At 62.6% G+C, this 20,812-nt stretch carries 15 protein-coding genes; 7 read left to right on the top strand and 8 right to left on the bottom strand.

Annotation, left to right across the window (positions count from 1 at the left end; translation table 11 throughout):
- Positions 1-138 precede the first annotated feature (138 nt).
- From I7X13_RS15795 to I7X13_RS15765, 7 genes are all read left to right on the top strand, one after another.
- Entirely contained in the window at positions 139-1,431 is a 1,293-nt protein-coding gene (locus I7X13_RS15795; protein ID WP_198076208.1) for a sulfate adenylyltransferase subunit 1, read from the top strand.
- 14 nt (positions 1,432-1,445) lie between these two features.
- Positions 1,446-2,243 carry a uroporphyrinogen-III C-methyltransferase gene (gene cobA / locus I7X13_RS15790; RefSeq protein WP_198067506.1) on the top strand — a complete coding sequence of 266 codons (798 nt, stop codon included), beginning with the start codon at positions 1,446-1,448 and terminating at the stop codon, positions 2,241-2,243.
- A 219-nt stretch (positions 2,244-2,462) separates the two neighbouring features.
- Positions 2,463-4,292, top strand: coding sequence for an assimilatory sulfite reductase (NADPH) flavoprotein subunit (locus I7X13_RS15785; protein WP_198067505.1), 1,830 nt, complete (start codon positions 2,463-2,465; stop codon positions 4,290-4,292).
- Between the two features lie 228 nt (positions 4,293-4,520).
- Complete coding sequence (locus I7X13_RS15780; RefSeq protein ID WP_198076207.1) at positions 4,521-7,421, top strand: TonB-dependent receptor; 2,901 nt, start codon at positions 4,521-4,523, stop codon at positions 7,419-7,421.
- A gap of 150 nt (positions 7,422-7,571) precedes the next feature.
- Positions 7,572-9,275, top strand: coding sequence for an NADPH-dependent assimilatory sulfite reductase hemoprotein subunit (locus I7X13_RS15775; RefSeq protein ID WP_198076206.1), 1,704 nt, complete (start codon positions 7,572-7,574; stop codon positions 9,273-9,275).
- Between the two features lie 19 nt (positions 9,276-9,294).
- Positions 9,295-10,815, top strand: a complete 1,521-nt coding sequence (locus tag I7X13_RS21945) for a TSUP family transporter (RefSeq protein ID WP_198076205.1) — start codon at positions 9,295-9,297, stop codon at positions 10,813-10,815.
- 57 nt (positions 10,816-10,872) lie between these two features.
- A complete protein-coding gene (locus I7X13_RS15765; RefSeq protein WP_198076204.1) occupies positions 10,873-11,421 on the top strand; it encodes a hypothetical protein in 549 nt (182 codons plus the stop codon).
- An 83-nt stretch (positions 11,422-11,504) separates the two neighbouring features.
- Here the strand turns inward: I7X13_RS15765 and amaB are convergent, their stop codons facing one another.
- The 8 genes from amaB to deoC form a co-directional block, all read right to left on the bottom strand.
- Entirely contained in the window at positions 11,505-13,109 is a 1,605-nt protein-coding gene (gene amaB / locus I7X13_RS15760; RefSeq protein ID WP_198076203.1) for an L-piperidine-6-carboxylate dehydrogenase, read from the bottom strand.
- A gap of 202 nt (positions 13,110-13,311) precedes the next feature.
- Positions 13,312-14,496: an AAA family ATPase gene (locus tag I7X13_RS15755; RefSeq protein ID WP_198076202.1), complete on the bottom strand. Its 1,185-nt coding sequence runs from the start codon at positions 14,494-14,496 to the stop codon at positions 13,312-13,314.
- Positions 14,497-14,816: 320 nt separating this feature from the next.
- Positions 14,817-16,319: a S1C family serine protease gene (locus I7X13_RS15750; RefSeq protein ID WP_211531884.1), complete on the bottom strand. Its 1,503-nt coding sequence runs from the start codon at positions 16,317-16,319 to the stop codon at positions 14,817-14,819.
- 243 nt (positions 16,320-16,562) lie between these two features.
- Positions 16,563-17,081: an Hsp20/alpha crystallin family protein gene (locus tag I7X13_RS15745; protein WP_198076201.1), complete on the bottom strand. Its 519-nt coding sequence runs from the start codon at positions 17,079-17,081 to the stop codon at positions 16,563-16,565.
- Positions 17,082-17,314: 233 nt separating this feature from the next.
- Positions 17,315-18,136 (bottom strand): hypothetical protein, encoded by an 822-nt coding sequence (locus tag I7X13_RS15740; RefSeq protein WP_198076200.1) that lies wholly within the window; start codon positions 18,134-18,136, stop codon positions 17,315-17,317.
- A gap of 84 nt (positions 18,137-18,220) precedes the next feature.
- Entirely contained in the window at positions 18,221-19,411 is a 1,191-nt protein-coding gene (locus I7X13_RS15735; RefSeq protein WP_198076199.1) for a M20 metallopeptidase family protein, read from the bottom strand.
- A 171-nt stretch (positions 19,412-19,582) separates the two neighbouring features.
- Positions 19,583-20,119 carry a hypothetical protein gene (locus I7X13_RS15730; RefSeq protein WP_198076198.1) on the bottom strand — a complete coding sequence of 179 codons (537 nt, stop codon included), beginning with the start codon at positions 20,117-20,119 and terminating at the stop codon, positions 19,583-19,585.
- A 1-nt stretch (position 20,120) separates the two neighbouring features.
- Positions 20,121-20,801 carry a deoxyribose-phosphate aldolase gene (gene deoC, locus I7X13_RS15725; protein WP_233454808.1) on the bottom strand — a complete coding sequence of 227 codons (681 nt, stop codon included), beginning with the start codon at positions 20,799-20,801 and terminating at the stop codon, positions 20,121-20,123.
- Positions 20,802-20,812: the final 11 nt, after the last annotated feature.

Below are 20,812 nucleotides of genomic sequence, written 5' to 3'. Positions count from 1 at the left end.
GCTGGAGAGGGATGCCTGACGTCAACTAATGAATCAATCAAATAAATAATCGACCGCCCCCCTCTCCAGCGGAGAGGGGCCAGGGGGGAGGCCCCACGCCTGGGGCCGTCTGCCCGCCAGCGCAATACAGAACGCACCATGGACCTTCTCCGATTTATCACCTGCGGCAGCGTCGACGACGGCAAGAGTACGCTCATTGGCCGGCTGCTGTACGACAGCGACTCCGTTTCCCTCGACGTGCTGGCGACGCTGGAAAAGCGCCGCGCTACTGCGGGCGGCACCGTGGATTTGGCCTTGCTCACCGATGGCCTGAAGGCGGAGCGCGAGCAGGGCATCACCATTGATGTGGCGCATAAATACTTTACCACGCCGCGGCGCAAGTTTATCATTACCGATGCACCGGGGCACGTGCAATACACCCGCAACATGGTGACCGGTGCCAGCAACGCCGACCTCGCTATTGTGCTCGTGGACGCCCGCCAGGGGGTGATTGAGCAGACCCGGCGGCACACGCTGCTGGCTTCGCTACTGGGTATTCAACATTTTGTGCTGGCCGTGAACAAGATGGATTTGGTGGGGCACGAGGAAGTTATTTTCCGCAACATCGTGGCCGATTATCAGGCTATTGCCGGGCAGCTGCGGCTGCCGAACGTAGTGGCTATCCCGCTCAGCGCCCTCAACGGCGACAACGTGGTGCGCCGCTCCGATTTCCTGCCCTGGTACCAGGGGCCCGGCCTGCTGGAGCACCTCGAAAGCGTGCCCGCCGCCACCGACGCCAACCCCAACGAGCCGCGCTTTCAGGTGCAATATGTGATTCGGCCGCAGACCGAAGAATTGCCCGACTACCGGGGCTACGCCGGCCGCATCCAGAGCGGTACTTACCAGGCCGGCGACCGGGTGCGCATCTGGCCTTCGGGGCTGGAAACGGTGATTGAGGCCATTGAAGTGAACCAGCAGGAAGTGGCGGCTGCCAGCGCCCCACAGGGCGTGGTGCTGCGCCTGCGCGAAGACGTGGACGTGAGCCGGGGCGATACCATTGTGCCCACCGCTGCCCACCCGGCCGTGGTGCGCGAGCTGGAAGCCACCCTTTGCTGGATGGACGAGCGGCCCCTGCGCGCCGGCCGCAAGCTGCTGGTGCAGCACCACGCCGCCACCGTGAAAGCCGCCGTGACCACCATCCTGCAGAAAACCAACATCGAAACCTTTGAAAGCCAGGGCACCGACGAGGCTAAGCTCAACGACATCGTGCGAGTGCGCCTCAAAACGGCCCTTCCGCTGGTAGTGGACGAGTACCACCAAAACCGTGTGACGGGGGCCTTCATCTTGGTCGATGAGCAGACCGGGGCCACACTTGCCGCTGGCCTCGTCGCGGCTACCGACCCGGAGTATTTCACGGATGAGGTACCAGCAGAAGCGGCTTTTTCCATCTAGCATTTGATATCATCATGGCTGATTTCCCCTTTTTCCTGCCTCGTCTGACCGTGGTAGGGGCCGGCCCCGGCGACCCGGACCTCCTGACCCTACGCGGCGCCAAAGCCCTAGCCACGGCCGATGTGGTGCTGTATGACGCGCTGGCGAATGATGCGCTGCTGGCCCACGTCCGGCACGGCGTGCCGCTGATTTTTGTGGGCAAGCGTAGCGGTTTCAAAGCTTATACCCAGGAAGGCATCAACGACCTGATTGTGCAACAGGCCTACCGCCACGGCCACGTGGTGCGGCTAAAGGGCGGCGACCCTTTCGTGTTTGGCCGGGGCCGCGAGGAAATGCTGTATGCCGAGGCGCACGGGCTGGCGACGGCCTACGTGCCGGGCATTAGCAGCGCGGTGGCGGCGGCGGGCAGCCTGGGCATTCCGGCCACGCACCGGGGGCTGAGCGAAGGCTTTCGGGTGCTGACGGGCACCACGGCCGACGACCAGCTGTCGGCCGCCCTGCTGGAAGCCGCCCAGTCGCCCCGCACCACCACGGTTATCCTGATGGGCATGAGCCGACTGGCCGAAATCGCAAAGGTATTTGCCCGCTACGGCGGGGCCGGGCTACCGGCGGCCGTCATCCAGAACGGCACTTTGCCCACTGCCCGCGCCGTGGCCGGCACCGTGGCCGACATTGCCGGGCGCGCCAGCGCAGCCGGCCTGAGCGCCCCGGCGGTGATTGTGCTGGGCGAAGTAGTGCGGCTAATGAAGCCGTCGGCAGCCGCAGCGGCCGAAGTCCCAGCGGAGCTGCTGACATACGCGCAAGTGGCGTAACCTCACGCCCCCTCCGGGCCGGCCCCGGTTCGCTTAAGCCGCGAAAGCTTGGGCATAAGGAGAGCCCAACGACCTACAGCACAGGCTTCCGCCTGTGCACTACCAGAACAAACACCAACCACGCACTAGCGGAAGCCTGTGCTACATCGCCCCCGCCTCCGTGGCTCCATTCTCCCTCGTCGGAGAGGGGCCGGGGTGAGGCCCATGTTAGAACGAACTATGTCAGCTTTCCCAACCCTTCCTCCTCACCTCGACGAGGCGCACCTTCGGCAGCTTGCCACCGGCTTATCGGCGCAGCAGCTGGTGTGGCTGAGTGGCTATTTCTACGGTCAGGCCACCAGCGGCGGCGCGGCAGTTGCAGCTGTCGCGGCTGCCCCCGCCGTGGCGACTCCGGCCGAGAAGCTGACCATTATCTATGGCTCGCACACTGGCAACGGCAAAAAAGTGGCTCAACAAGCCTTTGAGGCTGCCAAGCAGCGCGGCCTCACGGCTGAGGTGCGCGACATGAACGACTACCCGGCCCGGCAGCTGGCGCAAGAGCAGAACTTGCTTGTGGTGGTGAGCACGCACGGCGAAGGCGAGCCACCCATCGCGGCCGAGGAGCTGCACCAATTCCTCCACGGCCCCCGCGCACCAAAACTGCCCAAGCTGCGCTTCGCCGTGCTGGCCTTGGGCGATAGCAGCTACCTGCACTTCTGCCAAACGGGCAAGGAGTTCGACCAACGTCTGGCCGAGTTGGGCGGCACCCGCCTGCTCGACCGCGTGGATGCGGACGTGGATTACCAGGCCGCCGCCACCCAGTGGATTGAGGCCGCGCTGAACCAACTAGCTGGGACAGCCGAAACGGCCGCGACAGCCACCGCTGCGGCCGCTGCGGTCACGGTCGGCGCTACTCATTCGGCCATTCACACATCCACTCATTCACCCATCACCGAGTACACCCGCGAAAACCTCTGGCCGGCACGGGTGCTCGAAAGCATCCAGCTGAATGGGCGCGGTTCGGACAAGGAGACGTACCACATCGAGCTGGATTTGGCTGGTTCGGGCTTGCAATACGCACCCGGCGATGCGCTGGCGGTGCGTTCCGTAAACCACGACCCGTTGGTGGAGGAAGTGCTGCGCGCCGCCCGCCTCTCCGACTCGGCACTGGTGCAGCTGGGGGCGGAAAGCCTACCGCTCGCCGCCGCCCTGGCCAGCCGCCGCGAGCTCACGGTGCTCACCCGCGACGTGCTGGAACGATACGCCGCCCTGGCCCCCCACGCCGAGCTGCGCGGCCTGCTGGCCGACACCACGCGCCTGCAGCCCTACCTCTACGGCCGCGACGTGGCCGACCTGCTCACCGACTTCCCCACCGACCAGCTCACCGCCCAAACTCTGGCCGACACACTGCGCCCGCTGCCGACCCGCGCCTACTCCATCGCCAGCAGCCTGCTCACGCATCCCGACGAAGTGCACCTCACCGTAGGAGCCGTGCGCTACGAGGCCCACGGCCGCCGCAAGCAGGGCGTGTGCTCGTCGTTTCTGGCCGACCGCGTGGCAGTGGGCGACGAGGTGCGCGTGTTTGTGGAGCACAACGAGTACTTCAAGCTGCCGGCCAACCCGGCTACCGACATCATCATGATTGGGGCGGGCACCGGCATTGCGCCCTTCCGCGCTTTCGTGGAGGAACGGGTGGAGCTTGGCGCCGCCGGCCGCAACTGGCTGCTGTTTGGCAACCCGCACTTCACCACAGATTTTCTGTACCAGGCCGAGTGGCAGCAACACCTGAAAAAAGGGGGCTTGACGAAGCTTGATGTGGCTTTTTCCCGCGACCAAGCCGAGAAAATCTACGTGCAGGACCGCCTCCTCGAAAACAGCCGCGAGGTATTTGGCTGGCTCGAAAACGGTGCGCAGCTCTACGTCTGCGGCGATAAAAACCGTTTGGGCGGGGCCGTGCAAACGGCATTGGCGCAAGTGGTGCAACGAGAAGCCGGCCTTTCGGCTGAAGACGCGGCGGCCTACGTGAAGAACCTGCGCAAACAGCGCCGCTATCTGGAGGACGTGTATTAAAAAGCCTCACCCCCGGCCCCTCTCCGGGGAGAGGGGTGCCAGCCAATTCCTTATTTCTCACTTCTGACCAACCTGCGCCTACACCGCCGTGGCTCCCCCTTTCCACCCGGAGAGGGGGCCGGGGTGAGGCCCCACCACCAAACCCTATGAAAACTCCCCCAATGCCCTGTTGCTGTCGAATGCGTTCGCTTTCCAGCCCCTCTTCTTCAACAGCAACTCTTCCAATTCATGAAATCCTATTACCCCTCCTTTCTCCTTTTTCTGCTCCTGTTTCTGGCTAGCCTCAGCGCGGCCTTTGCCCAAACGCAGCTCATTGCCATCAGCGGCGTGGTGCACGAGAAGGGCACCAACGAAGCCCTGCCCGGCGTGAGCATCAGCGTAAAAGGGGCCAGCACCGGCACCCAGAGCGACGGCGAGGGCAAATTCGCCCTCAAAGCCAAGCTGACGTATCCGTTTACGCTCGTCTTCAATGCCCTGGGGCACGAGGCCGTGGAGCTGGAAATCGTGAGCAGCAGCCAGCCGCTGAACGTGACGCTCGAAGCCAAGGGCGTGCTCACTAATGAAGTCGTGGTATCAGCCTCGCGGGTGGAGGAAAGCCGGCTGAAATCGCCGGTGGCCATTGAGAAGCTCGATATCCGCGCTATTAAGGAAACGCCCGCGCCCAGCTTCTACGACGCGCTGGAGAACGTGAAGGGCGTGCAGATGCTTACCAGCAGCCTCACCTTCAAAGTACCGAATACCCGGGGCTTCAACATCCCCAATAACTTCCGCTTCATGCAGCTGGTGGATGGCGTCGATATGCAGGCCGCCACGCTGGGCGTGCCGCTGGGTAACGCCATCGGCCCCACGGAGCTCGATATTGCCAGCGTGGAGGTGACGCCCGGCGCGGCCTCCGCCCTCTACGGCATGAATGCCATCAACGGCATGGCTAACCTCACCACCAAAAGCCCTTTCACTTACCAGGGCCTGAGCGTGTACCAGAAAGTGGGCGTGAACCACGTAGGCAGCGCTGCAGACCGCAGCACCAGCGCCCTCACCGAAACGGCCATCCGCTACGCTCAGGCACTGGGCAGCCGCTGGGCCTACAAGGTGAACCTCGACTACCTGCGCGGTACTGACTGGCTAGCCAACACCCAAACCGACCAGAACCCGCAGGGCCTGAGCACCTCCAACCCCGCCTTCCCGGAACTGGCCGGCGCGGCCAACCCGGCGGCCGACCTCTGGAACCGCTACGGCGACGACACCAACTCCTCGCTCACCATCACCATCCCCTACCAGGGCAAAAACCAGGCGTTTACCGTGACGCGCACCGGCTATTACGAGAAGGATTTGACCAATCCCATCGTGCGCAACATCAAGGCCGACGCCAGCCTGCACTACAAGCTGACCGACAAGCTGGAGCTGAGCTACGGCTACCGCTTCGGGCTGATGGATGGCGTGTTTCAGCGCGGCAACAAGATTCAGCTTGACGGCGTGACTGTGCAGAACCACAAGCTGGAGCTGAAGGGCAGCGACTTCGTGGTGCGCGCCTACACCCTGCTCGAAAACACCGGCAACTCCTATAACCTCAACCCCCTGGCCCTGAACCTCGACCTGCAAAACGGCTCGAACGCCGTGTGGGGCAACAAGTTCAAGGCCACGCTGCAAAGCCAGCTGGCAGCCGGCACCGCCCTCGCGCCCGCCATGACGGCCGCCCGCGCCGCCGCCGACGCCGGCCGCGCCGAGCCCGGCACGCCCGCCTTCGACGCCCTGAAAGCCCAAATCGTGAGCACCAACAACTGGGATAGCGGCGTGAACGTGCCCGGCGCGCCCATTCCCGGCGGCGCGGCCCTCACCCAGCGCAGCCGCACCTACCACACCGAGGGCATCTGGAACCTGGGGCCGCGCGTGAAATTCGTGGATTTGCTGGTGGGCGCCGATGCCCGCGTGTATCAGATTATTCCCGACGGCAACAACTTCGTCGATTTCAGCCTGCCCTTGGCCGAACGGAATCAGGCCGGCGGCAGCTACGTGTACTACAAGAAGTACGGCGCCTTCGGCCAGGCCACCAAGCTGCTGCTCGGCGATAAGCTGAAGCTGACCGGCTCGCTGCACGTCGACTACAACCCCGAGTTCACCGCCAAGGTGAACCCGCGCCTCGCCGCCGTGTACACGCTGGCCGAGAAGCACAACTTCCGCGCTTCTTACCAGAATGGCTGGCGCTTTCCGTCGCTGTTCGAGGCGCTGTCCTTCGTGAACAACGGCAACGTGCGCCGCGTGGGCGGCCTGGCCCGCGTGAACGAGGGCCTGAACTACCTGCAAAATTCCTATACCCGCACCAGCATCGACCAGTTCAACGCAGCCGTGAATGCTTACGTGGCGGCCAACGCCGGCAGCACCGCCGCCCAAGCCGCCCTGCTGCCCCAGAACCGCAACCTGCTGCAAGTGGCCAACCTGCCCACCGAGCAGCCCGAGCAAATCAACGCCTACGAAGTGGGCTACCGCAGCGTGCTCCTCGACAACCGCCTGGCCATCGATGCCGACGCCTACTACAACATCTACTCCGGCTTTCTGGGCCAGGTGGAGGTGAGCGTGCCCAAAGACGCCAACGGCCAGCAAGTGCCCGTGGGCTCCGATGCCGCCGCCCTGGCCGCCCTGCGTGCCAACCGCGACGCCCGCCAGGACCGCTACCGCGTGTACACCAACTCGCGCCAGAACTACCACAGCTACGGTTCCACGCTGGGCCTCACCTACAACTTCTATCAGAAGTTCACCGTGGCTGGCAATGTGAACTACAACGCGCTGTCGAAAAACGACCAGCCTGATGTGTTTGTGACCGGTTTCAACACCCCGAAATGGGCCACCAACGTGTCGGTCGGCAACCGCGAAATCGTGAAAAACTTCGGTTTCAACGTGAACTGGCGCTGGCAGGACGCCTTCCTGTGGGAAAGCCCGCTGGCCACCGGCCAAGTGCCCGCCTACGCCGCACTCGACGCGCAGGTGAACCTGCGCGTGCCCACCCTGAAATCCACCGTGAAGCTCGGCGGCACCGACATCCTCAACAAGCGCTATTTCCAGTACGCCGCCGGCCCCACCATCGGGGCGCTGTACTACGTGAGCGTGGTTTTCGACGCCACGGTACTGCACTAACGAAAGCCTCACCCCCGGCCCCTCTCCGGTGGAGAGGGGTGCTAGCCGACTCTGTAACGTCACCCTGATATAAACAAAATCTGCGTTCGCGCCGCCGTGGCTCCCCTCTCCACCGGAGAGGGGCCGGGGGTGAGGCCAACCACCACAACCATGTCTCAAACCCCGCAGCTCTCCGAAGTCGAGCACGTCAAAACCGCCAGCCGCTACCTGCGCGGCACCATCGTCGAGAGCCTGAGCAACCGCCTCACCGGCGCGCTGAACCACGACGACACCCACCTCATCAAGTTTCACGGCTCGTACCAGCAGACCGACCGCGACCTCGACTCCGAGCGCAAGCGACAGAAGCTGGAGCCGCTGTTTTCCTTCATGATTCGGGTGCGGGTGCCGGGCGGCGTGGCCGCCGCCGCCCAGTGGCAGCGCCTGGATGCCCTGGCCGACGCCTACGGCAACGGCACCCTCAAGCTCACCACCCGCCAAACCTTCCAATTGCACGGCGTGCTGAAGCGCGACCTAAGGCCTACCATCCAGGGCTTCAATGATGCGCTGCTGGACAGCATTGCCGGCTGCGGCGACGTGAACCGCAACGTAATGTGCAACGTGAACCCGCACGAGTCGGCGGTGCACGGCGAGGTGCAGGCCGTAGCCGCCGAAATCAGCGCCCACCTCACGCCGCGCACCACCGCCTACCACGAAATCTGGCTCGACGGCGAGCTGCAGAACACCACCGAAGCCACCGACGACGCCGAGCCTATCTACGGCCGAACCTACCTGCCGCGCAAGTTCAAAATCGCCCTGGCGCTGCCGCCCTACAACGACTCGGATATCTTCTCAAACGATATCGGCCTCATCGCCATCGAGGAAAACGGCCGGCTGCTGGGTTTCAACGTGGCCGTGGGCGGCGGCCTGGGCATGACCTTCGGCCTGCCCGAAACCTACCCGCGTTTGGCCGACCTCATTGGCTTCGTGCCCGCCGAAAAGGTGGTGGACGTGTGTGAGAAAATAGTGACCATTCAGCGCGACTGGGGCAACCGCGAAAACCGCAAGCTCTCGCGCCTCAAGTACACCGTCGACCACGCCGGCCTGCCCGCCTTCGTGGCCGAGCTGCACCAGCGCCTGGGCTACGCGCTGGCCGAGCCCCGCCCCTACCAGTTCCACAGCTCCAGCGATGCCTTCGGCTGGACCGGCTCTGCTGATGGCCCTTCGCATCTCGTCCTATTCGTGGAAGGCGGCCGCGTGCTCGACCGCCCCGGCTACCGCCTCAAGTCGGCCCTGCGCGAAATCAGCGCCTTCCACACCGGCGAGTTCCGCCTCACCGGCAACCAGAACCTGATGCTGGTCAACATCGAGCCCGCCCACCGCACCCGCGTGCAGGCCATTCTCGAAGCCCACGGTGCAGCCCCCAAAGCCGAGCAGCTCACCGCCCTGCGCCGCAACGCCCTGGCCTGCGTGGCCCTGCCCACCTGCTCGCAGGCTTTTGCCGAAGCCGAGCGGTATTTGCCCCAGCTGCTCGATAAGCTCGACGCCGTTATCCGCGCCCACAGGCTGGCCGATGCCGGTATTCTAATTCGGATGACGGGCTGCCCCAACGGCTGCGCCCGGCCCTATCTGGGCGAAATCGGGCTGGTGGGCAAAGCCCCCGGCCGCTACAACCTCTACCTCGGGGCCAACCACGCCGGCGAGCGCCTCAACAAGCTCTACCGCGAGATGCTGGACGAAGACGGCATCCTGCGCGAACTCGCGCCCCTGCTGGCCGCCTACGCTACCAAACGCCAAACCAACGAGGGCTTCGGCGACTTTGTGGTGCGGACCGATGTTGTGAAAGCTACCCGGCACGGGCTGGATTTTCACGCTTAATTCTCTATCTTTCTGAGCTATGGATTCCAATTTCCCGAACCAAACCGGCCCGGCGGTGGCAACGCCGCCGGATACTGCCCCACCGGCCAACAACCTGTTTCCCATCTTCCTGAAGCTGGAAAACCTGCGCGTGCTGCTGGTGGGCGGCGGCAACGTGGGACTGGAAAAACTGGGGGCCATTCTGCGCAATAGCCCCGCCACGGCCGTGACCGTAGTTGCGCCACACATCCTGCCCGAGTTGCGTGAGCTGGCCGCCCGCCACCCCAAAGTGCAGTTGCACCAGCGCCCCTACCAAGACCGCGACCTCGACGACAAAGACCTCTTGTTCCTGGCCACCGACGATGTGGCGCTGCACCGCTACATCGGCGCGGCGGCCGCGGCCCGCCAGCTCCTCACCAACGTGGCCGACACACCGGAGCTCTGCGATTTTTACCTCTCCTCGGTGCTGCAAAAGGGCGATTTGAAAATTGCCATTTCCACCAACGGCAAGTCGCCCACCGTGGGCAAGCGCCTGCGCGAAGTGCTGGCCGAAGTGCTGCCCGCCGAGCTGGCCTCGGTGCTGGGCCAGATGACCATCATCCGCAGCCGGCTAAAGGGGGACTTCGCCGAAAAAGTGAAGTCGCTGAACGCCGTGACCGCCGAGCTGGCCCACGGCCCCGCCTACGAAACGCCCGCCACCGCCTACTGGCGGCGCGTGGCCACGGGCGCGCTTATCACCTTCGCGGTGTTCATTTTCATCAACATCCTCTCCTACTACTTCACCCCGGCGCAGGCGTGGCAGCTGGTGCGCTCGTCGGGCACGTTCTACACGTTTGTGGCCGTGGGTTTCCTGGCCCAGATGGTAGACGGCATGCTGGGCATGGGCTACGGCGTGGTGTCGGCCATCAGCCTGATGTCGTTGGGGCTGAGCCCGGTGTCGGTGAGTGCCAGCATCCACACGGCCGAGGTGTTTGCCAGCGGTGCGTCGGGTTACAATCACTACCGCTTCGGCAACGTGAACAAGCGCCTGTTCCGCGTGCTACTGCTGCCGGGCATTGCCGGGTCCGTCAGCGGCGCGCTGCTGCTGTCGCACTTCGGCGAAACCTACGCTGGCTACGTCAAGCCCATTCTGGCCGTGTACCTGCTGTTTTTGGGCCTGCGCATCATCACCAAAGCCTTCCAGAAAGCGGCGAAGAAGCGCAAGAAGGTGAAGAATGCCGGCTGGCTGGCCGGGGCGGGCGGCTTCCTCGATTCCTTCGGCGGCGGCGGCTGGGGCCCGCTGGTGACCAGCACGCTGATTACGAACGGCCGCACGCCGCGCTACGTCATCGGCACGGTGAGTCTGGTGGAATTCTTCGTGACTTTTGCCAGCGCCTTCACGTTTTTCACCATCTTGGGCATCTCGCACTGGCAGATTGTGCTGGGCCTCATCGTGGGCGGGGTGGCCGCCGCACCCATTGCCGCCCGGCTGGCCGGCCGCCTGCCCACCCGCTGGATGTTTGTGGGCGTGGGCCTGATGGTCATCGTCTGGAGCCTGTGGGCGCTGCGTAAGCTGCTGTAGAATCGGGTTTCGTTTCCATTTTTACCTTTGACGCTTTCGCATCACCAATCCCTTTCCATGCGTCAGCGTTTCTTACCCATTTTATTGCTCGCCACCCTCATGGGCTGCAGCAAGTCCGACTCCAATCCTATTGTTGATTTCGGAGAGGGTGAAGGCATCACCTACCGCACCGGCCAGAACTTGCCGGCCGGCCCCAACGACCCCACCGACTGGACTTCGGACGGCGAGTGGAACAAGCAGGAACGCGGCCTCTTTCCGGATTTGAGTTTTGACTTCAACGGTACGCAACAGCCTGGCATCATCTCCTACACCACTGCCTATCCTAACCCCTCGGTGGAAGGCCAGGCTGTTTGGGAATTGCAAACTCAACGTGGGACCAATGGCACAGTGCCCAAGCTCTATAATATACAGGCAGTTCTTGTCAACCGTAAATATCAGGTGATAGAACGGTTAGGCCCATTTACTACCTATGCTATTTACCACCGCTTTGATTACCCATCATTAGGCTTGAGCCCGAACGAGCTGTACCGCATCTACTATGTCGTCTACGATGCCAATGGCCTCGTTTACAAAGGCCACGGCGACGTGCGCTATACCCCGCAATAACCAGCTACGCCCAGACGCAAAAAGGCCCCGCCGAATCCATCAGCGGGGCCTTTTTGCTTTTGCGGCGCAAGCCAAAGCGTGTGCTACACGTCGAACTTAATGCCCTGCGCCAACGGCAATTCCGTCGAGTAGTTGATGGTATTCGTCTGGCGGCGCATGTACACCTTCCAGGCGTCGGAGCCGGATTCGCGGCCGCCGCCGGTTTCCTTCTCGCCACCAAACGCGCCGCCGATTTCGGCCCCGCTCGTGCCGATGTTCACGTTGGCGATGCCGCAGTCTGAGCCGCTGGCGGCCAGGAAAGCCTCCGCCTCGCGCATGTTCAGCGTGAAGATGGACGACGACAAGCCCTGGCGCACGTCGTTTTGCAGCTCGATAGCCGTTTCCACGTCGCCGCTGTACTTGATGAGGTAGAGGATGGGTGCGAAGGTTTCTTCCTGCACCGTGTGGTAGTGGTTTTCCACTTCCACCAGGGCCGGGGTCACGTAGTGGCCGCCGTTCAGCTCGGGGCGGGCTAGCACCTCGCCGCCGGTCAGCAGCTTGCCGCCTTCGGCCTGCACGGCCACCAATGCTTGCTCGAACATCTTCACCGCGTCGGCGTCAATCAACGGGCCGACCAGCGTGCCCGTTTGCAGCGGGTGGCCGATGGGCAGGTTGGGATAGATGGCCAGCAGGCGGTTTTTCACCTCTTCAAATACGCTGTCCTCAATAATCACGCGGCGCGTGCTGGTGCAGCGCTGTCCGGCCGTGCCCACTGCCCCAAACACAATGGCCGGGATGGCAATTTTAAGGTCGGCGTTTTTGGTCACGATAATGGCGTTGTTGCCGCCCAGTTCCAGCAGGGCGCGGCCCAGGCGGGCGCCTACTACCTCGCCCACCTTGCGGCCCATACGGGTGCTACCCGTGGCCGACACCAACGGAATACGCTTATCGGCCGCCATTGCCGCACCAATGCTGGCATCGCCGATAATCACGCTGAACACGCCTTCGGCAATGTCATTTTCAGCCAGCACGTCTTTGATGATATGCTGCACGGCCACGGCCGTGAGGGGCGTTTTCTCCGAAGGTTTCCAGATGCTCACGTCGCCGCACACGGCGGCCAGCATGGCGTTCCAGCTCCACACGGCCACCGGGAAGTTGAAGGCCGAAATGATGCCCACGATGCCGAGCGGCTGGTACTGGTCGTACATGCGGTGCGCGGGGCGCTCCGAGTGCATGGTGAAACCGTGCAGCTGCCGGCTCAAGCCCACCGCAAAGTCGCAGATATCAATCATTTCCTGCACTTCGCCCAGGCCCTCCTGGAGAATTTTGCCCATTTCGGCGCTCACCAGCTTGCCCAGTGGCTCCTTGAACTCACGCAGCTTGTTGCCAATCTGACGCACAATTTCGCCGCGCTTGGGAGCCGGCACCAAGCGCCAGGACTTGAAGGCTTCCTGTGCGGCCTTTACTACGGTTTCGTAGTCATCGGCGGTGGCAAAGGCCACGCTGGCAATGCGGCGGCCATCGGCGGGCGCGTTGATGACGCGGCGGTCGGCATTCTGGGCACCGCCCCAGGTGCGGCCGGTGCTATAGGCGGCGTTATCGGCCTGCACGCCCAGCTGGCGCAGCACGTCCTGAATGCCGTGAGGGTCGTGGTGGGGGTGCTCAACAGTAACGTCGGCAGCGGTCGCTTCTTCGAGGGCCTGCTTCATGGGGTGGTTGGGGGTGGGATGTTGCGGCGGCAAAGCTACGGTTTGCCGGGGAGTTGGCCGAGAGCTGCCCCGAGCTGCCTTGGCCAACTCCTCATAAACTGTCATTCCGACGCAGGAGGAATCTGAGAAAAGCCGTTCCAATGGATTCAATCGGATTCCTCCTGCGTCGGAAGGACAACCCTCCCCCGCCTCAACGGTTTTTCTACACCTTGCGCGGCGCCTGCGCCAGCAGGTGCAGGTTATTGAACACGTCGAGGCTGTTGCGGCGCATGCCTCGTATTTCCTCGTCCGACAGCTGTCGGATTTTGGTATGGAAGTCCTTGTAATGCACCACAAACACGGCCAGCTCCGTTACCCGATTCTCGTAGGGCACCATGTTTTCCAGCACTGCATCAAAGAAAACCGGACTGTGCGTGGTCACGAAATACTGATTAGTTTGCTGGGTGGCGATGCGTTCGGCCAGCTGCGTCACGTACAGCGGATAGGAATGGGCTTCGGGCTCTTCTAATAAAATCACGGTGTTTCGGTTCGATTCCATGGCCGCCAGGTGGAAGCCGTAACGCTGCAACGTATCGCCGCTGCTCGAGTAAGGGTAGGCAAAGCTCAGGCCGTCCAACTCTTTCATCACCTCGAAGCGGTTGGCGTCGGGGCGCACGCGCAGGCGCAGGTTATGGTCGGCAAAGAGGGCGGCAAATTCGTGGCGCAGGTCGGCGCTGGCTTCCAGCACCTGCACCAGGTTGTTGCCGTGGGGTGGGCGCAGGCTGGTATCAGCATAGCGGCGGTCGAGGTGGGTGTTACGCTTGAAACGGTAGGATTTCACGGCCCGGGGCTGCCAGGCCGGCCGCGACGCCAGGTAGTGCCCGCCCGCGCCCGGCCGGTCGGGCACCCCGTCGCGGTCAAACTCGGTGTAGATAAAGCCGGGCTCGGGCAGCGTGGCGGCATTGGCCAGGTGGCTGTGCAGGCGCGATAATAACAGCGCATCGTCGTTGCTTCGGGTGCGGCTCCGGCCTTCCAGCAGCGGCAGGCCCAGTTGGGCCCGCAGCAGCAGGTAAGCCGTTTGGCTGAACGCTCCGTACTGAAAACGCTTGGCGTCGCCTTCGCCCACGCGGCCCAGCAGGCACACGTCGCGGTCCGTTTCCACCCGGATAGGCGCGGTCATTAGGCTGTCGTGAAACAGCTGCGCCGGCTTCTCATATCGGATAAAGCTGCGCATAAAACGCTTCTTCTGTTCAAATGGAAAGCTCCCCAGCAGGCTCATGGCCTCGAGCACCGTCGACTTACCCACATTGGGCTGCCCGATGATGAGATTGACCCGCCGCGGGTGCAGCACAGCACTCCGAATCGACTTAAAGTTCTGAATATAGAGGGTGTTGATTACGTTTTCCATTGGGCAAGGGAAAGCTGGGCATGCTGTATATATAAGTGGAAACACTAAGCCATTCATTTCCCGACTTGGGATAATAACTACGTTAGAACCTACTAATAGGGGCTAACTAAAAGCACTTAAACAGACGCATTTTTTATATTTTTTCCTGATGTTCAATGGTATATCCGCTTTATGGTGAGCACAGGATGAATACTTCCGGCTTACGGGGTTGTCAACTCAAACTTGTCCCAAAATGAGACTCCAGCATTGTAAGCGGACTATAAACAAAAAAAGCCCCTGCCGATGCGGCAGGGGCTTTTCCATTACTCAACTACAGTGGGCTATTCCTGCCCGATGGGATAGTAGGCCTTACGGCCATCAGGGTACACACCTTCCACCAGCGCGCCCGAGTTTTCGCGGGCCTGGTCGAGGTAGCTCTTCACATCGGCCGGCTTGGTCACTTGGTTCTTATCGATGCGGGTGATGATGAAGCCATCAGCCATGCCCGTCTCGCGGAAGTTGCTGCCCTTGATACCACTGATTTTGGCACCGCCTTCCAAGCCCAGCTTGGCCAGGTCGCGGGCCGGCACGGCGGCAATGGTCGCGCCTTCGTACTTGATGGCGGCTGCCATCGCATCCTCGCGCACGATGCCAGTGGTGCCAGTAGCGTTGCGCAACACAGCTTCGGCCGTGTTAGCTGTGCCACCGCGCAGGTAGCTCACCTTAATCTTATCGCCAGGCCGGAAACGGGCCACCTGCTCCTGGAGCTGCGACGACGTATTCACGGCCACGCCGTTGATTTGGGTGATGATGTCGTCCTTTTTCAGACCGGCCTGGGCGGCGGCGCTACCAGCCGTCAGGCCCTGCACGTACACGCCGTTCAGCGTGTTGAGCTTTTTCTCCGAAGCCAGCTTGGCGTCCACTTCCTGGATTTGCACGCCGAGCAGGGCGCGCTGCACTACTTTGTATTTCAGCAGGTCGTCCACCACTTTGCTGGCCAGCGAGCTGGGAATGGCGAAGGAGTAGCCTTCGTAGCTGCCCGTGTGCGAGGCAATGGCCGAGTTGATGCCAATCAGGTCACCGTTCAGGTTCACAAGGGCGCCGCCCGAGTTGCCGGGGTTCACCACGGCGTCGGTCTGGATGAACGACTCGATGCCCATGTTGTCCTTGCGGCGCAGGATGTCGATGTTCCGGCCTTTGGCCGAGATGATACCGGCTGTCACGGTCGAGTTCAGGTTGAATGGGTTGCCCACGGCGAGCACCCACTGGCCCACTTTCACGTCGTCGGAGTTGCCGTATTTCACGAAGGGCAGGTTGTCGGCCTTCACTTTCAGCACGGCCAGGTCGGTGTTGGGGTCGGCCCCCACCAACTCGGCTTCAAACTTGCGCTTGTCGTCGAGCACGACCTCAATCTTGGAGGCTTTGTCGATGACGTGGTTGTTAGTCACGATATAACCGTTGGCGGCGATAATCACGCCCGAGCCCGAACCCTGACCGCCGCCCTGCGGCTGCTGGCCATGAAACTGCTCTAACTGGTCGCCAAAAAACTGGCGCAGGAAGGGGTCCATCTGCTGCTGGCGCTGGTCGACGGACGGCGCGGCATATTCGGTCATCACGTGCACCACGGCCGGGGTCACGGCGGCGGCGGCGGCCACAAAATTCAGGCCCTCGGGCACGGCGTAGGGCGTGCTCCGCATCTCGGAAGTGTAACGCACCTGGGGGTCGGCGGCTACGGCCTGAGGCGCCACCTGGGCCGGCTCGAGCAGCTTGTATCCCCCCACGGCCACGCCGCCGCCGAGAATGGCAGAACCGAGCAGGCCGAGCATCATTTGTTTTGCTTGCATGGGTAAGGGAAAATTTGAAAAAGGTAAATGGGGTGAACAGAGAGCCTAATTTAGCATCAGCCGAATGAAAACCGGATGAGCCCAGCCAGGTTATTTCCGGCTTAACGCAGAAAGGATTCGCTTTCGCGTGCGAAGGTTGCTTTCAGCAGAAAACAGGCCAAAACCAGCTTGTCAGCAGCCCAACATTGGTGGCTGCAAAAAAGGCACCCCGAGAGGTGCCTTTTTTTACAACCCGGCCCGCGCTTAGCGGATTTCGATGTGCTGGGTGGTCACTTTTTCCGTGTCGAAGGGCAGCGTCACGCGCAGGATACCATCGGTGAGTTCGGCGGCGATGGCCTTCACATTCACCGTATCGGGCAGGCGGAAGGTGCGCGAGAACTGGCCGTAGTTGGTTTCGATGCGGCGGAACTTAGGCGCGGCCGGTGCCTCAGGCGTCACCACGGTGGCGGTATTCTCGGCAGCGGGAGCTTCCGAGGCAACAGTGTCAGCTTCTTTCGCAGCGGCCACCGGGTTTGGGCGGGTGCCGGATACTACGAGCTGGCCGTCGAGGAATTCAAGGTTAATGCTTTCTTTTTTCACGCCGGGCAGGGCCAGGTGCAATTCAAAACCGGTAGCGGTTTCGAGGATGTCGGCGGCGGGTACGAAGGCAGGCGTGGGCTGCGCGGCGGGTGCTTGCGGCTCGCGGAGCATGTCGGCCAGCATGGCGCTCAAAGCGCGGCTGGGGCGGAGAGAAGGGCGGTTGTTATACAGCAGAGTTGCCATTGAAATATAGAATGTTAGAGTAAGTGAAAGAATCACAGCCGGCTGGCGGCATACCTCACTTCCTTAAATTCTATACCAATCGATTTACGCGCAGACTTTTGCGACAATTTGTCTTATTTCGGAAAATTATGCTAATATCAAATGCCTACTCCAATTGACAAAACGGCCACCAGAGTTATTCAGATAACAATTACCCTTAAAGCCAAGCCTGAAATTTTGTCATCAACTCGGCATTAGTGTTGGGTGGGCAGTTGCTGGCGGCCCTCAGCACCCTGGCCCTGAAGAATGGTGAAGCGCAAGTCAAGGCCCAGCACCGGGGTCACGGCGTTCAAACGCCCAGCCGGGATGATGATGTTGTTAAACCTATCATAGCTGGCCAGGCTAAAGCTATAATTGGTCTGGTACGCAAACCAGGGCGTGAAATCAAACAATCCGGCTACCCGAACGCCCACTTCGCCGCGTAGGCTGGTGAACTGGATGGTGCGCTCGTCGGGGTCGGTATCGGAGGTTAGCAGGCGGACGTGGGTGGTCGCTTCGTAGCTCAGGCGGGGGCGCAGGGCAAAGCTGCCCGTGCCGAGGGGCAACAGCTTTTCGAGGTCGACGCGCAGGCGGGCGTTGGTCTGGCCCTTGGCGCCAGTGACGCTGGGAAAAGTGCGCTCCACGCTCAGGCGCTGGCCGAAGGTGAGCGGGCCGACGGGGCTGCGGTGGCGCAGCAGCACTTCTGGTATCAGCACGTAGTCCTTGGTACTGGCGCTGAAATAGCCCAGCGTGCCGCCCAGGCTCCAGTGCTCGCCAAAGAAATGCTCGTACGCCAAGTTCAGGCGCTGCTCGTCGAAGCCCAGCACCCGTTTGGGGTCGCCCCCGAGCAGGTGGTTGTTGTCGGTGTTCTGCTGGCCGCGGGCGCTCAGGAGCAGGTAGTCGTTGCCGGGCAGGGCCAGCTCGGCTTGCGCTTCAGGCCAGAGCTGCAGGCCAGAAGTGGAACGGCGCGTTTGGGCGGCCGCGGGCCGGGCCAAAAGGGCGGCCGAGAGCAGGACGAGGGGCAGAATTCGGTTCATAAAGGGAAGGTAGCGCGGACTTTTAATCCGCGAATGGTACGAGCAGATGCCTTGGCGGACCAAAAGCCCGCGACTACGTAGGGCTTACTCCCCCAGCTCCTTGATGGCCAGCCAGGCCATAAGGCCGGGGCCGGTGGCCAGCGCCTGCTCGTCGATATCGAAGGTGGGCGTGTGCACGGAAGCGGCAAAACGGCCATCGGCGTGGCGCGTGCCAAGGCGGTAGAAACAGGCCGGCGCGGCCTGCGAGAAGTAGGCGAAGTCCTCGGCGGCCATCCACTGGTCGAGCTCAACCACGTTTTCGGGGCCGAGGTAGGCTTCGGCGGCGGCCCGCACGCGAGCGGTGAGGGCGGGCTCATTTTCCAGGTACGGATAGCCGTGGCGGATTTCGAGCTCGCACACCGCGCCCATGCTTTCGGCCAGGCCCTCGCAGAGCTTGCGCAGGTGCTGGTGGGCCTCGGCGCGCCATTCCTCATTCAGGGTCCGGAAAGTGCCTTCGAGGTAAACTTCGTTGGGGATGACGTTGGTGGCGCCGTTGGCGATGACCTTGCCGAAGCTCAGCACCGAGGGAATTTTGGGGTTGGCGCGCCGGCTCACGATTTGCTGAGCAGCCACGATGATGTGGGCGGCCACCAGAACGGGGTCGAGGTTCATTTCGGGCATGGCCCCGTGGCCACCCTTGCCTTTTATCGTTAGATACAACTCATCGGTGCTGGCCATGTAGCGACCGGGGCGCAGGCCGATTTTGCCGGCCGGCAGGTGCGGAAAAACGTGCTGCCCCAGCACGTGGCTCACGGCCGGATTTTCCAGCACGCCTTCCTTTATCATCAGCGACGCGCCGCCGGGCAGGCGCTCCTCACCGGGCTGAAACATCAGTTTCACGGTGCCTTTGAACTCGCCTTTCAGCTCGTTCAGGATGCGGGCCGCGCCCAGCAGTGAGGCGGTATGCACGTCGTGGCCACAGGCGTGCATCACGCCAGGGTTGGTCGATTTGTAGGGCACGTCGCTGGCTTCCTGGATAGGCAGCGCGTCCATGTCGGCCCGCAGGGCGATGGTGGAGCCGCCGGGCTGGCCTTCGATGAGGGCCACCACGCCGGTGTTGGCGATGGGCTGCGGCTTCAGGCCCAGCTTCTCCAGCTCCCGTGTGACGAAGGCGGCGGTGTTCACTTCTTCAAACGAAAGCTCCGGGTGGGCGTGCAGGTGCTGGCGCAGGGCCACAGTGTCGGCGGCATGGGCGGCGGCCAGCGCCTGGATGCGAGGGATGAGGATGTCGGGCATGGGAGTGGGTAGGGGTTGGACAGTTTTGGGGCCGGAAGAAAGGCCGTCATGCCGAGCGCAGCGAAGCATCTTTACCTCGACACTAACTCTTTCGATTAGGATTACTACTGCGGTAAAGATGCTTCGCTGCGCTCGGCATGACGGCCTTTATAATCAATCTAGGCTCCTCCCCTACGGGTTTTTGTTCAGCACCACCTGGGTGGCTTCGAGCTCCAGCTTGGGGGTGAGGCCGCGCAGGCGGGCCATGGCGCGGGCCGCGTCGAGTTTGGTAAGGTAGTCACCGATGTAGAGGCGGTAGACCGGTGATTTGAAGGTGATGTAGTCCGTCTCGTCGGGGTAGCGGCCGATGACGGTGCGCCGAATGGCCATCACCTGGTCGCGCTCCAAGCCCAGGTACACCAGCAGGCGGTAGCCCTGGGCATACTTCACGTTCTGATTGGTGAAGGCCTGGTCGCGCAGGCGCTGTTCTACCTGAGCGTTGACGTGGGCAGTGGGCAGCACCGTGGTTTTGGAGGGCACGGTGGGAACGAGGGGCGTGGCTTTGGGCGCGGCGAACACCGGGCGGTATTTCGTCACGTCCTCGGCGGGCATGGGCGCAGCAGTAGCAGCTTTTTTGAGCGTGGTATCGGCGGGGGTGCTGGCGCGGGGAGCCTGCGGGGCCGCACCAGCGCAGGCCGTGAGCCCGAAGAGCAGGGAGGCGACGAGCATCTTAGGCAGCAGTCGGTTCATCGGATTCAGCAATCAGGGCCAGGCTATTGGACGAGCCGATGCGGTCGGCCCCGGCAGCCACCAGGGCCAGCGCAGCTTCGCGGGTGCGGATGCCCCCGGACGCCTTGATGCGCACGGTATCGGGCAGGGAGCGGCGCATGAGCGCGATGTCGGCCACCGACGCGCCCCGGCTGGCAAAGCCGGTGGAAGTTTTCACGAAATCGGCCTCGCCGCCCACGCACAGGCGGCAGGCCAGCTCAATCTCCTCGTCCGAGAGCAGGGCGGTTTCGATGATGACCTTAAGCAGGGCCTGATTGACGTGGCAGAGGTCGGCCAAATCCAGAATTTCAGCCTGAATGGCATCGGTCTTGCCCGATTTCAGGGCCGAAATGTTGATGACCATGTCCAGCTCGGTGGCCCCGTCATACAAGGCCACTTCGGCTTCCTTGAACTTGACGGCCGAGGTAGCATAGCCCAGCGGAAACCCGATGACGGTGCAGATGCCCACGCTGGTTGTGGCCAGCTTTGCCGCGGCCAACGCCACGTAGCACGGCGGCACGCACACCGTGGCGAAGCCGTGGGCGGCAGCCTCTTCGCAGAGCTGGATGATTTGCTCCTCTGCGCAATCGGGGCGCAGCAGGGTATGGTCGATTCGGGCAGCGAAGTTCATGGGCTGGCTCATGGCGCGAAGAT

It is taken from the genome of Hymenobacter negativus (assembly GCF_016056375.1).
Lineage (GTDB): Bacteria > Bacteroidota > Bacteroidia > Cytophagales > Hymenobacteraceae > Hymenobacter > Hymenobacter negativus_A.
Note: the sequence above shows the minus strand (reverse complement) of the source record. Positions and strands in the feature narration are given on the sequence as shown.

What these genes read in the sequence shown, in the direction of transcription:
- I7X13_RS15795 (WP_198076208.1), top strand. Translation starts at nt 139, where the DNA reads ATGGACCTTCTCCGATTTATCACCTGCGGCAGCGTCGACGACGGCAAG.
- I7X13_RS21945 (WP_198076205.1), top strand. Translation starts at nt 9,295, where the DNA reads ATGGATTCCAATTTCCCGAACCAAACCGGCCCGGCGGTGGCAACGCCG.
- I7X13_RS15785 (WP_198067505.1), top strand. Translation starts at nt 2,463, where the DNA reads ATGTCAGCTTTCCCAACCCTTCCTCCTCACCTCGACGAGGCGCACCTT.
- amaB (WP_198076203.1), bottom strand. Translation starts at nt 13,109, where the DNA reads ATGAAGCAGGCCCTCGAAGAAGCGACCGCTGCCGACGTTACTGTTGAG.
- I7X13_RS15780 (WP_198076207.1), top strand. Translation starts at nt 4,521, where the DNA reads ATGAAATCCTATTACCCCTCCTTTCTCCTTTTTCTGCTCCTGTTTCTG.
- I7X13_RS15750 (WP_211531884.1), bottom strand. Translation starts at nt 16,319, where the DNA reads ATGCAAGCAAAACAAATGATGCTCGGCCTGCTCGGTTCTGCCATTCTC.
- I7X13_RS15740 (WP_198076200.1), bottom strand. Translation starts at nt 18,136, where the DNA reads ATGAACCGAATTCTGCCCCTCGTCCTGCTCTCGGCCGCCCTTTTGGCC.
- I7X13_RS15755 (WP_198076202.1), bottom strand. Translation starts at nt 14,496, where the DNA reads ATGGAAAACGTAATCAACACCCTCTATATTCAGAACTTTAAGTCGATT.
- I7X13_RS15765 (WP_198076204.1), top strand. Translation starts at nt 10,873, where the DNA reads ATGCGTCAGCGTTTCTTACCCATTTTATTGCTCGCCACCCTCATGGGC.
- I7X13_RS15745 (WP_198076201.1), bottom strand. Translation starts at nt 17,081, where the DNA reads ATGGCAACTCTGCTGTATAACAACCGCCCTTCTCTCCGCCCCAGCCGC.
- I7X13_RS15735 (WP_198076199.1), bottom strand. Translation starts at nt 19,411, where the DNA reads ATGCCCGACATCCTCATCCCTCGCATCCAGGCGCTGGCCGCCGCCCAT.
- deoC (WP_233454808.1), bottom strand. Translation starts at nt 20,801, where the DNA reads ATGAGCCAGCCCATGAACTTCGCTGCCCGAATCGACCATACCCTGCTG.
- cobA (WP_198067506.1), top strand. Translation starts at nt 1,446, where the DNA reads ATGGCTGATTTCCCCTTTTTCCTGCCTCGTCTGACCGTGGTAGGGGCC.
- I7X13_RS15775 (WP_198076206.1), top strand. Translation starts at nt 7,572, where the DNA reads ATGTCTCAAACCCCGCAGCTCTCCGAAGTCGAGCACGTCAAAACCGCC.
- I7X13_RS15730 (WP_198076198.1), bottom strand. Translation starts at nt 20,119, where the DNA reads ATGCTCGTCGCCTCCCTGCTCTTCGGGCTCACGGCCTGCGCTGGTGCG.